Consider the following 11,408-nt stretch of genomic DNA (forward strand, 5'->3'; position numbering starts at 1 on the left):
CGCCTGCCCGCCTGTCAGTGCGCCCTGGACAGCGCGTCGCAAATAACTCTGCGTGGTGGGCCTGGATCAGCGCTCCGCCGCCAGTGGCGCGCCTTGCCTGCGACGGTCGATCCAGGCAGCGGTCTCCGGCATCTCGACCCCATGTCGCCGCCCCATCCGGAGAAGCTGCGCCAACATGGTCTCGATTGCAGCGGCGCGCCGGTCCCCCAGCGGCGACGGCCAGTGCGGCCTTGCCAGCCCGTCGCGCCAGGAGGCTGGCAACAGGCGTGACCGCCACAGCCCAACCCGCAGGGCAAAGGGCAAGCCGCCGGGCAAACAGGGCCGTATGCCCGCCTGTGCCAGAGTGCCTAGCGCCTCTTGCAATAAGGCCTGCGGGTGTTCCGGCAGATCCGGCGCCTCCGCCCCGCCTGCATCGATACGCAACAGCTCCGCCAGTCGCAGCCCCCACAGGAGGCCGGGAATATCCCGATGGGTGGTGGTTTCCAGGCAGGGTACATCAAGCTCCCGGGCCATTGCCCCGGCCGCCTCTGACACCAAGAGCGGTCCGCTCCCACAGCGGTGCAGCCGACGCGGTCCCGCCTGCTGCCGCACCTCCACCTGCCAGGGCAGCACCCCTTCGACCGACGGCGCAGAGGAAGGCCGCGGATCGGAGGGGCCGTCGGCCATCGATACCGCAGGCCCGGCGTGAAACAGCAGCACGGGTGCCGCAGCAGCGCCGCGGGACGCCGGCGCGGTCGCCGGTTCGGTCTCGGCCGCGCGCAGCAGGGCGCACGCCTCCGGTGTAGCGGACAGCACCACGATCATCGCAGCCTCGCTCAGGATCTCGGGACCGGTGGTGCAGGCCAGCGTGTCGGCGCCCACACGCGCATCAAGGCCGCTGTGATCGGTCAGATGCACCCCGTCGCGCAGATAGGCCGCGTGCCAGTCCGGTGGCGCAATCCAGGTGACCATATGCCCGGCCGCAGCCCAGAGCGCAGCGCAGAACCCGGCAGGTGCCGGGGCGCCCAGAACCACGATATGTCCTTCCGCCATGATACCGGTCCTTTCGGATGCGTGTTTCATTGCCACCCTGTCAGAGCCGCAACCGGCTGACCAGAGCCACTGCCGCGCCTCACACGCAACGCGCCGGGCCGCAAGGCCCGGCGCCACGCCCAACGGGCGGGCCTGCATGAACATGCAGGCGCAACGGGCGGGAGCGCCCCCGTCCCGGTCTTGTCAGTGCCGGTGGATCAGACGCCGAGACACCAGCGCATCACGGCCTTCTGCGCGTGCAAGCGGTTTTCGGCCTCGTCAAAGATCACCGACTGCGGCCCGTCCATCACCGCCGAGGTCACCTCTTCCTCGCGGTGCGCCGGCAGGCAATGCATGAACAATGCGTCCGGCTTCGCGTGCGCCATCAGCGCATCATTGACCTGATAGGGCCGCAGCATGTTGTGGCGCCGCTCCTTGGAGGACTGGCTGTCATGCATCGACACCCAGGTGTCCGCCACCACCAGATCGGCGCCCGCCACGGCCTTGGCCGCGTCGCGTTCGATGGTGATGGTGGCACCGGCCTTGCGCGCCAGACCGATGAATTCCTCTTCCGGATCCAGTTGCGAGGGGCCGGTGAACGTGAGATCAAAGCCGAACTGCCCCGCCGCGTGGATGAAGGAAGCGCAGACGTTGTTGCCGTCCCCGGTCCAGACCACCTTCTTGCCCTTGATGGGGCCGCGATGCTCCTCATAGGTGAGGATGTCGGCCATGATCTGGCAGGGGTGGGTGCGGTCGGTGAGGCCGTTGATCACCGGCACATCGGCATATTCCGCCATCTCGGTCAGCACCGTCTCGTCAAAGGTGCGGATCATGATCAGATCCACATAGCGCGACATGACGCGGGCGGTATCGGCGATGGTCTCGCCGTGCCCCAGCTGCATGTCCTTGCCCGACAGCACCATGGTCTCGCCGCCCATCTGGCGCACGCCGACGTCGAACGACACCCGGGTCCGGGTCGAGGGTTTTTCGAAGATCAGCGCCACCATGCGCCCCGCAAGCGGCTGGTCGTCGTCGGGCGTGCCCTTGGGACGGCCCGCACGCGCGGTTTTCATCTGCGCGGCATGGTCGATGATCTGCCGCAGGTCATCAGGAGAGGTCTTATGGATGTCGAGGAAATGGTTCATGAGGTGTATCGCTTTGTTGTGCCGGAGGAGACGCGGGGACCAGTCCCCGCACCCCTGGGATATTTGGGAAAAGATGAATGTCAGGCAGCTTCGACCGCCGTGGCAGCCGCATCGAGGCGCAGGACGGCCTCCTCGATATCCGCATCGGTGATGGTCAGCGCGGGCAGCAGGCGGATCACATTGTCGGCGGCGGGCACCGTGATGACCTCGGCGGCATAGCCCGCCTTGACCACATCGGCGTTCACCGCCCTGCATTTCAGCCCCAGCATCAGGCCGGAACCGCGCACCTCCTCGAACACCTCGGGGTGCGAGGCCACCAGCCCTTCGAGCTTCTGGCGCATCAGCCCCGCCTTGCGGTTCACCTCGGCCAGAAACTCGGGCGCGGCCACGTGATCCATCACCGCGCAGCCCACCGCGCAGCCCAGCGGGTTGCCGCCATAGGTGGAGCCATGGGTGCCCGCCGTCATGCCGGAGGCGGCCGTTTCGGTGGCCAGCACCGCGCCGAGCGGAAAGCCGCCGCCGATGCCCTTGGCCACCATCATGATGTCGGGGGTGATGCCCGCCCACTCATGGGCAAAAAGCTTGCCGGTGCGGCCCACCCCGCATTGCACCTCGTCGAGGATCAGCAGGATGCCATGTGCGTCACAGAGCGCGCGCAGGTCCTTCAACTCCTGATCGGGCATCGGGCGAATGCCGCCCTCGCCCTGCACCGGCTCCACCAGCACCGCCGCGGTGGTCTCGCCAATAGCGGCTTCGACGGCTTCGGCATCGCCCCAGGGCAGATGCACAAATCCCGGCAGCAGCGGGCCGAAGCCCTTTGTCATCTTTTCCGATCCCGCCGCCGCGATGCCAGCGGAGGACCGACCGTGGAAAGCCCCCTCGAAGGTGATGATCTCCACCTTGTCCGGCTGGCCCTGCTCGAAGTGATATTTGCGCGCCATCTTCACCGCCAGCTCGCAGGCCTCGGTGCCGGAGTTGGTGAAGAACACCGTATCGGCAAAGGTCTCTGCCACCAGCTTGTCGGCCAGCGCCTGCTGCTGCGGGATCTCGTAGAGGTTGGAGACATGCCACAGGTTTTGTGCCTGGCTGGTCAGTGCCGCCACCAGCGCCGGATGCGCATGGCCCAGCGCGTTCACCGCGATGCCGGAGCCCAGATCCAGAAAACGTCGGCCATCCGCCTCGATCAGCCAGGAGCCTTCGCCTTTGACGAAGGTCAGGGGCGCCCGATTATAGGTCGGAAGAACGGAGGGGATCATGGGGGTCATCCTTATCATGACAATGAGGGATCAGGACCAAATCAGTGCCCCACCACGGGGCGACGGTCAACAACTGGTCCGGTCTGGGTTCGAGAAGGTCGCGCCCCCTTGATGAACAAGCAAGGCGCGCGGGATCAAATGCGCTGCGGGCGGCAGCGTGTCAGGCACATTGGCGTCGACGTCGGGTCGACAGGGAAGATGCGTGTTTGATCATAGGCAGGGTCCATAACGGAAGTTTATCGGCATGAAAACCCCCTTTGACACCTCCATCAGCGCAAAGCGGCATCTCCGGCCCATCCGGGGGCGCGGGACGCATCGGTCTGGAGCGCAACCTTTGCGCTTGCCTTTGGCGGCGCCCTGACGCACCGATTGACGCATGAGCCATGTGACCCCGCAAAACCCACCGCTTGCCGCCGCGCTGATCCTGCTGGCGACCGTCTTCATCGCCGGCACCACGCTGCTGGCAAAGTCGCTCGGCACCGACACGCTCGGCCCGCCGTTGCATGCCTTGCAGATCAGCCAGGGGCGGTTTGTCTTTGCCTTCATCGGGATTTCGGTTGCGGTGATGGCGCGGCGCCAGCAGATTCGCGCGCCGCACTGGGGGTTGCATATCGGGCGCTCCTCCTTTGGCTGGGGCGGTGTCACGCTGATGTTTGCCTCCGTCGCCTTCATCCCGCTGGCGGATGCGACGGCGATTTCCTTTCTCAACCCGGTGATCGGCATGCTGCTGGCGATCCCGTTCCTGGGCGAGAAGGTCGGCCCCTGGCGCTGGCTGGCCGCCGCCATCGCCCTTGCGGGGGCGATGATCCTGCTGCGCCCGACACCGGAGAGTTTCCAGCCCGCAGCGGTGCTGGCGCTTGGCGCCGCGGTGGCCATGGGGGCGGAGCTGATCTTTATCAAGAAACTGGCGGGACGCGAACCGCCCTTGCAGGTGCTGTGGGTGAACAACCTGATCGGCATGGTGATCGCCAGCTGCGCCGCACTGGCGGTCTGGCAGATGCCGACCCCGGCGCAATGGGGCGCGCTGGCCGCGCTTGGCGGATTGATGGCCTGTGCGCAGGCCTGTTTCATCAATGGCATGGCGCGGGCGGATGCGTCCTTTGTGGCGCCCTTTGCCTATGGCACGCTGGTCTTTGCCGCGATCTATGATGCGGTGATCTTTGGCGTGCTGCCGGATTGGATCACCCTTCTGGGGGCCGGCATCATCCTCTCCGGCGCGGCGCTGCTGGCCTGGCGCGAGAGCGTCAACGGCAAACGTCCCAGCGTGACCGCACGCCGCCCCGCCCCCTGAGCCACCGGGCCTTCTGCGTCGCTCAGTCCTTCAGCCGGTATCCGCGGCGCAGCATCTGCCAGGCCACGACCAGAATGACGGCCGTTGCCCCAAGGCACACCAGGGCGCCAAAGGCCGGATCGCTGTCGGACACGCCGATCATCCCGTAGCGCACCCCATCAATGAGGTAGAACACCGGGTTGACGTGGCTGATCGCATAGAGCACCGGCGGCAGCGCCTCGACCGAGTAGAAGGTCCCCGACAGGAAGGCCAGCGGCGTCACGATGAAGTTGGTAATCGCTGCCATCTGGTCGAACTTCTCGGCAAACACCCCGGCCACGATGCCCAAGCCGCCCAGAAACGCGGCTCCCAGCACCACAAAGCCCAGCGCCACCAGCGGATGCGCAGGCACCAGACCCAGCACCAGCACCAACCCGAAACCGATTCCCGTCGCCACCAGCAATCCGCGTGCGATCGCCCCGGCGAGATAGCCCAGCAGGATCTCCAGCCCCGACAAGGGCGGCATCAGCGTGTCGACGATATTGCCCTGCACCTTGGAGATCACCAGCGACGACGAGGTATTGGCAAAGGCGTTCTGGATCACCGTCATCATCATGATGCCCGGCGCGATGAACGACATGAAATCCGCGCCCATGACGTCGCCCCGACGCGGCCCGATGGCGATCGAAAAGATCAGCAGGAACAGCGCCGCCGTCACCATCGGCGCCACCAGCGTCTGGGTATAGACCACCAGGAACCGCTTGATCTCGCGCTCCGCCAGGGTTTTCAGACCCAGCCAGTTGACCCGGCCGAACCGGCGTTCGCCGACCTCGATGCGAAAGCTCGATTGCATGTTGTTGTCGGTCATAGCATCCTCATCGTCTCAGTCCCCCCTGCATAATCGCTCATTCCCGGGATGCAAGCTGCGGTTCTGTGCCGTCAGGGGTCGGTTCATGACTTGTATCTCGCCCGCCAGTGACTATTGTAGGGCAACACTCTGGAATTCGATGGCGGCCACAGGTTTCTTGAGGCCGCTATTAGCTTTGAAAGGCACCTTATGTCCTGGACAGACGAGCGCGTCGAACTGCTCAAGAAAATGTGGGGCGAAGGCCAGTCGGCCAGTCAGATCGCAAAGGAACTCGGCGGGGTGACCCGCAATGCAGTGATCGGCAAGGTTCACCGCCTCGGCCTGTCCAATCGCACCACCGGCGGCAGCAGCAAGGCCGCAGCCGAGCCGAAGGAAAAGCCCGCGCCCAAGGCGGCCGCAAAGCCCAAGGCCGCGCCCAAGACGGAACCGGCCCGCCCCGCCGCACCGGCCCCCGTCGCCGAAGCTCCGGCGGCAGAGCCGAAACCCGCCGCCCCGGCGCGCAAGCAGATCATCCCCGCAGGCCAGCCGCTGCCGCCGCAGCCCTCGGCCAATGAGATCAGCCCCGAAGCCCTGGCCAAGGTCAACGAGATCGAAAAGAAGGCCAAGAAGCTGACGCTGATGGAACTGACGGAGCGCACCTGCAAATGGCCCGTGGGGGATCCGGCGACCGATGATTTCTGGTTCTGCGGCCTGCCCACCCAACAGGGCAAACCCTATTGCGAGGCGCATGTGGGCGTTGCCTTCCAGCCGATGAGCTCGCGCCGCGACCGCAAGCGCTGAGCGCGCATCCCACACGACACGACAGAAACCCCGGCGCCTTTTTGGACAGCCGGGGTTTTTCGTTGCACGCGGCCCATGCGGGGCGGGATGGATCGGGACCTCGCCCAAGGCGCGCCGTTGCCAGGACAGAGGCGTATCTCCCGCCCCAACCGCTGCCCTAGGGGTGCATCTTTGCGCCTTTGGTGATCTTGTCGACCAGCTTCCTGTCTGCGCGCAGCGCCAGCCCTGCGAAGGTCAGATCCGCTGCTCCGTACTCCGCCACCACCGCGCGGTTGGCGGCGTCATGGCCGGTGGCAAACATCTCTTCGGTATAAAGCGACAGCGGCACCTCCCGGCTCAGCGCCCTCGCATGGATCTTGCCCAGCCCCGCACCATCGCTGGCCAGAACGATGACCGGCTGAATGGCCAGCGCGTTGTAGCTGTTGCCGTCCGCGTCGCGGTAGCGCTCCCCGATCAGCTCCGGCGCCGCGCCGACGATGCCCGACATCAGAAACGCGGTGACATTGAGCTTCTGCCAGGTGGCAAGATCCGCGCGCAGGACAATGGCAATCTTGGTCTCGAACTGCATCGCTCAGCCCTCCGCCTGCAGGCGCTTTGGCGCTGCCACGGTCAGGGCACTCTCGGCATCGCCGGTGTTCACCGTACCGGCGGGTTCCACCATGATCACCACCGGCTCCGGCGTCAGCGCCCGGGGACGATGTTCGACGCCACGCGGCACACAGAGGAACTCCCCCTGTCCCAGTTCGACCACACCATCGCGGAAATCGATCGCGATACGCCCGCGCAGGACCAGAAACGCCTCGTCCTCCGCCGGGTGGCTGTGCCAGTCGAACAGGGGACCGAACTTGGCGACCTTGACCTGCGCGTCATTCACATCCGCCACGATATGCGGATCGAAGACCTGCGTTATCTGCGCATCTACCTGATCGAGAATATTGAGTTTTTCAGGCGGCAAAGGGATACTCCTTGTTGTAGTGCCAACCAGCCCGAGCCGGGCCAGCAGGATATGTCCCGTGCCGCCCAAGGATCCCCGCCCATGACCGACACGTCGTCAGAGCCGCACCCTGCCAGAGCCGAACCGCCCGGTCTTGAACGATCCTGCGCATTGCCCAGCCGCGGTGACTGGTTGCGGGTGGCGCCGCAAACCCCCGGCATCGAGCGGATCGAGGCGCATTTCGACGGCCATGCCTATGGTCCGCACCGCCACGACACATATGCGATCGGCTATACCATCACCGGCGTGCAGAGCTTTCGCTATCGCGGGGCGCGGGCGGACAGTCTTGCGGGGAACGTGATCGTTATCCACCCGGACGAGCTGCATGATGGCGAAGCCGGTCATGACGCCGGGTTTTCCTACCGGATGCTCTATATCGCCCCGGCCCGCATCCGGGACGCGCTCGGCCCAAACGCCCGCGCGCTGCCGTTTGCCCGCGATCCGGTGCTGACCGATGGCGCGTTGTTGCAGGCGCTCCAGAGCGCCTGCGCGGATATGGGCCGGACCCTGGAGCCGCTGCAACTGGATCAGGTCATCACGCTGCTGGCTCAAGGATTGCTCGCGCAGGACCAGAGCGCGGGCCAGATGCGGACGTCCCGCATTGATCTCCGCGCGGTGGAGCGGGCACGCGCCTATCTGGATGCCCACGCGGACCAGGTGGTTCCGTCCGAGGACCTGGAGAACCTGACCCAGCACGACCGCTACAGCCTGTCCCGGCAATTCCGCGCCGCGCTGGGAACCAGCCCCTATCGCTACCTGACGCTGCGTCGGGTGGACCGGGCACGGCAGGCGATTTCCGAGGGCATGTCCCTGGCGGAGGCGGCGGCCTATGCGGGCTTCAGCGACCAGCCGCATATGACACGCCAGTTTACCGCCGCCGTGGGCATGTCTCCGGGGCGGTGGCAACGGATGGCAGGCCCGTCACCCGCCCGCTGATCCCACCCCGCCCCCGCTGCAGACAGTGCAAACAAAAAGGCCCCGCATCACCTGCGGGGCCTCTGTATGACTGACCTTTAACCGTCAGTCCTGCGCCGGGGCGCTGGACGCAAAGTTCGGGATCGGATTGGTCGACGCCGGGTTGGGATCAATGCCGGGCCAGTTGCCCTCAGCCAGGGTAATATTGCCGGGAATGTCTTCCTCCCAGAAGCTCACCACATTCTTGGTGATGTTCAGATACAGCTTGTCATCCACGATCCGCCACAGGTTGGGATTTCCCGGCACCTTGCCGCCCTTGGAGACGCCATAAGCACAGTGGCCGTCATAGGCCGGGGCATAATAGGCCGGGTTCTCAAGGAAGGTGTCGCGGTTTTCCTCGGTCGCAAAGGCGAAGGTCGCGCCATTGTAGTCCGCGGTGATGTCGGCCTTGCCGGGGACCGCGGCGGGCTGCGCCTGACCAACCGGGGCCTGCGCCAGGCTGCGGTAGGCCACGACGTCATAGCCCGAAACCGCATAGCCGGTGTCGTCCACAAACTGCTCACCAGCAAACGCGGGCAGACCAAAAGACAGGGCTGCCACCGCAGCCAATGCAAAACGTTTCATCGCCAATTCCTCTCCTCGCGCCAGACGGCGCAGCAAACTCCAGTTGATCCGCGTCAGTGCAGGATCTGAGGCGAAGATACGCGAGATTGGTCACATGCGAAGTGGCTCTCACGCGGCTGTGTTGAGAGACGAGACCGCGTGAGATACGCGTGATCGGCCGTGCGTCTGGCGCTATTCTGCGTCCTGACGCGCACGCCCGATGCGGCCGAGATGCGTAAATTCAAAGCCTTGCGGTGTTTTCAACCCGTAGCCGAGCATCCGGTCCAGACCACAATGCGCCAGCCAGAGCGCACCCAGCTCCCACCCCAGCGGGGCCTGCCACAGATGCGCCAGCACCAATGTAACAATTGCCGCCGCGTAGACGTGGACCAGATTGTAACAAATCGCCCCGATACGCCGCCCGAAGAGATAGCCGAGAAAGCTCAGGTCCGGGGCAAAGAACACAAGCACCGCCCCCCAGATCGGCAGCACCGCCTCCGCTCCGGCATAGAGCCACAGACCGGCCGCACAGATCACCGCGCCCTCGGCTTTTTGCCAGCGGAGCGCGCCAGGTTGCGGTGTCGGCATCAATCGAGCCGCCGCACGAGGATCTGGTTGCCGTCCCCCCTGCGGGTTTCCAGGATTTTCATCGTGGCGATCAGATCCGAAAGCTTGCTCTTGCCGTAGCTGCGGGTGTCGAAATCCGGGCTGGCGGCGGTGATATACTGGCCGATCTGCCCAAGCGAGAACCACTCGTCCTCCTGGCTGATCGCATCCATGGCGCGCAGCACCAGTTTTTGCGGATCTTCCAGCTCTGCCGGGGCCTGATCGTCCTGCGGTGCTGCGGTCTGCTCGGTCGCCTGCGCGGCTGGTTTCTGTTTCGGCTTTTGCGGTTTGGGCTCCTCTTTCAGGAGATTCTCCACATAGATGAACCGCTTGCACGCCCGCACAAAGGCCGCCGGCGTCTTGCGCATCCCCATGCCGTAGACATCCAGCCCCTGTTCGCGGATGCGACTGGCCAGACGGGTGAAATCGCTGTCGGACGAGATCAGCACAAACCCGTCGAACCGGCCCGAATGCAGGATGTCCATCGCGTCGATCACCAGCGCGATATCGCTGGCGTTCTTGCCGGTGGTGTTGGCAAATTGCTGATGCGGAACAATCGCATAGGCGGCAAGCTTGTCCTTGCTCCAGCCCTGCGGACCGCCGCCGGAGAAATCCCCGTAGATGCGCCGGATGCTCGCCTCCCCCAGCGAGGCGATCTCCTCGAACATGGCTTCTGCAAATTTTGCGGAGATATTATCCGCGTCGATCAGGACCGCCAGAAGAGACGGTTTTTCGCTTGTGGCCATGGGATATTCTGCCTGTCTGTAAGGGGCTTTCCCCATACATACGCGGCTGAGCGGAAATGAAAACCGCCGAGGTCCCCGTCAGCGCCAAATTGCGCCGCAGATCGCGGCGGATCGGGCCTCCGGCCCCGCCGCGCAAGAACCGCGCACAATCAGGTGTCCAAAAATTTACCGCGCCAGACCTTCCAGTCATTGGAATTTTCGGTATCGTCCCCATCTGAGGTGAGGCGCCGCCTGCGGGCTGGCCCTTCACCAACGTCTGACACGGGAACAAAGAGGCCCTCCATGAGCGATTCGACCTATACCCCTCCGAAGGTCTGGACCTGGGAGCAGGAAAGCGGCGGCCAGTTCGCCTCCATCAACCGCCCCATAGCCGGCGCCACCCATGACAAGGATCTGCCGGTGGGCGCGCATCCCTTCCAGCTCTATTCGCTGGCAACGCCCAATGGCGTCAAGGTCACGGTGATGCTGGAAGAACTGCTGGCCGCGGGCATCAAGGAGGCGGAATATGATGCCTGGCTGATCAAGATCGGCGACGGCGATCAGTTCGGCTCCGGCTTTGTCGAGATCAACCCGAATTCCAAGATCCCCGCGCTGCTTGATCGCAGCGGTGATCAGCCTGTGCGGGTGTTCGAAAGTGCGTCGATCCTGATGCATCTGGCCGAGAAGTTCGGCCACTTCCTGCCCAAGGACGGCAGCGCGCGCACCGAGGTTCTGAACTGGCTGTTCTGGCAGATGGGCTCCGCCCCCTATCTGGGCGGCGGGTTTGGCCATTTCTACGCCTATGCGCCGGAGAAATTCGAATACCCCATCAACCGGTTCACCATGGAAGCCAAGCGTCAGCTGGATGTGCTGAACCGCGAACTGGCGACCAAAACCTATATCGCCGGCGAGGACTACACGATTGCCGACATGGCGATCTGGCCCTGGTATGGCCAATTGGTTCTGGGCCGGCTGTATAATGCGGCAGAGTTCCTCGATGTGGAGAGCTATGAGCACGTCATGCGGTGGGCCAAGGCGATTGATGCCCGCCCGGCCGTCCAGCGCGGCCGCATGGTGAACCGTGTCTTTGGCGAGCTGTCCTCGCAGCTGCACGAACGTCACGCGGCAGAGGATTTCGGCACCAAGACACAGGACAAGCTCGAAGCGGCTGAGTGATCTCCGGCCTTGGATCATGAAATCGGCCGCAGGTCCCGCGGGGCTTGCGGCCGTTTTAT

The 11,408-nt window shown here is 64.8% G+C and carries 13 protein-coding genes; 4 read left to right on the plus strand and 9 right to left on the minus strand.

Going from position 1 to position 11,408, the window contains the following annotated elements; all coding sequences use genetic code 11:
* Positions 1 to 66 precede the first annotated feature (66 nt).
* The 3 genes from ACXAF5_RS13730 to ACXAF5_RS13740 all read right to left on the minus strand — a co-directional run bounded on the left by ACXAF5_RS13730 (position 67) and on the right by ACXAF5_RS13740 (position 3,412).
* Positions 67 to 1,032: a hypothetical protein gene (locus ACXAF5_RS13730; protein WP_474947009.1), complete on the minus strand. Its 966-nt coding sequence runs from the start codon at positions 1,030 to 1,032 to the stop codon at positions 67 to 69.
* A 197-nt stretch (positions 1,033 to 1,229) separates the two neighbouring features.
* Complete coding sequence (gene argF, locus ACXAF5_RS13735) at positions 1,230 to 2,156, minus strand: ornithine carbamoyltransferase (RefSeq protein WP_474947010.1); 927 nt, start codon at positions 2,154 to 2,156, stop codon at positions 1,230 to 1,232.
* Between the two features lie 80 nt (positions 2,157 to 2,236).
* Positions 2,237 to 3,412 carry an acetylornithine transaminase gene (locus tag ACXAF5_RS13740; RefSeq protein WP_474947011.1) on the minus strand — a complete coding sequence of 392 codons (1,176 nt, stop codon included), beginning with the start codon at positions 3,410 to 3,412 and terminating at the stop codon, positions 2,237 to 2,239.
* Positions 3,413 to 3,788: 376 nt separating this feature from the next.
* Here ACXAF5_RS13740 and ACXAF5_RS13745 point away from each other — a divergent pair, with 376 nt between their 5' ends.
* Positions 3,789 to 4,703, plus strand: coding sequence for a DMT family transporter (locus tag ACXAF5_RS13745; protein WP_474947012.1), 915 nt, complete (start codon positions 3,789 to 3,791; stop codon positions 4,701 to 4,703).
* Positions 4,704 to 4,725: 22 nt separating this feature from the next.
* On the opposite strand, the gene ACXAF5_RS13750 is transcribed toward ACXAF5_RS13745, so the two are convergent.
* A complete protein-coding gene (locus ACXAF5_RS13750; RefSeq protein WP_474947013.1) occupies positions 4,726 to 5,550 on the minus strand; it encodes an ABC transporter permease in 825 nt (274 codons plus the stop codon).
* A gap of 189 nt (positions 5,551 to 5,739) precedes the next feature.
* Between ACXAF5_RS13750 and ACXAF5_RS13755 the strand changes: the two genes are divergently transcribed.
* The gene (locus tag ACXAF5_RS13755; protein ID WP_239320692.1) at positions 5,740 to 6,330 is read left to right on the plus strand and encodes a GcrA family cell cycle regulator; all 591 of its coding nucleotides are present in this window, start codon (positions 5,740 to 5,742) and stop codon (positions 6,328 to 6,330) included.
* Positions 6,331 to 6,487: 157 nt separating this feature from the next.
* Here ACXAF5_RS13755 and ACXAF5_RS13760 read toward each other — a convergent pair whose 3' ends face one another.
* Complete coding sequence (locus tag ACXAF5_RS13760) at positions 6,488 to 6,898, minus strand: DUF2000 family protein (RefSeq protein WP_474947014.1); 411 nt, start codon at positions 6,896 to 6,898, stop codon at positions 6,488 to 6,490.
* A 3-nt stretch (positions 6,899 to 6,901) separates the two neighbouring features.
* A complete protein-coding gene (locus ACXAF5_RS13765; RefSeq protein WP_239320686.1) occupies positions 6,902 to 7,285 on the minus strand; it encodes a cupin domain-containing protein in 384 nt (127 codons plus the stop codon).
* Between the two features lie 81 nt (positions 7,286 to 7,366).
* Here ACXAF5_RS13765 and ACXAF5_RS13770 point away from each other — a divergent pair, with 81 nt between their 5' ends.
* Positions 7,367 to 8,260 (plus strand): AraC family transcriptional regulator, encoded by an 894-nt coding sequence (locus ACXAF5_RS13770; RefSeq protein ID WP_474947015.1) that lies wholly within the window; start codon positions 7,367 to 7,369, stop codon positions 8,258 to 8,260.
* Between the two features lie 84 nt (positions 8,261 to 8,344).
* Here ACXAF5_RS13770 and ACXAF5_RS13775 read toward each other — a convergent pair whose 3' ends face one another.
* The 3 genes from ACXAF5_RS13775 to ACXAF5_RS13785 form a co-directional block, all read right to left on the minus strand.
* Entirely contained in the window at positions 8,345 to 8,863 is a 519-nt protein-coding gene (locus ACXAF5_RS13775) for a YHS domain-containing (seleno)protein (protein ID WP_239320680.1), read from the minus strand.
* 171 nt (positions 8,864 to 9,034) lie between these two features.
* A complete protein-coding gene (locus tag ACXAF5_RS13780) occupies positions 9,035 to 9,430 on the minus strand; it encodes a DUF4260 domain-containing protein (protein ID WP_474947016.1) in 396 nt (131 codons plus the stop codon).
* Positions 9,430 to 10,194 carry an NYN domain-containing protein gene (locus tag ACXAF5_RS13785; RefSeq protein WP_474947017.1) on the minus strand — a complete coding sequence of 255 codons (765 nt, stop codon included), beginning with the start codon at positions 10,192 to 10,194 and terminating at the stop codon, positions 9,430 to 9,432. Before ACXAF5_RS13785 ends, ACXAF5_RS13780 begins: the two co-directional genes overlap by 1 nt.
* A 282-nt stretch (positions 10,195 to 10,476) precedes the next feature.
* On the opposite strand from ACXAF5_RS13785, the gene yghU reads away from it, so the two are divergent.
* Positions 10,477 to 11,349 (plus strand): glutathione-dependent disulfide-bond oxidoreductase, encoded by an 873-nt coding sequence (gene yghU, locus ACXAF5_RS13790; RefSeq protein ID WP_474947018.1) that lies wholly within the window; start codon positions 10,477 to 10,479, stop codon positions 11,347 to 11,349.
* Positions 11,350 to 11,408 lie beyond the last annotated feature (59 nt).

It is taken from the genome of Epibacterium sp. ABV4_022, from assembly GCF_056159345.1.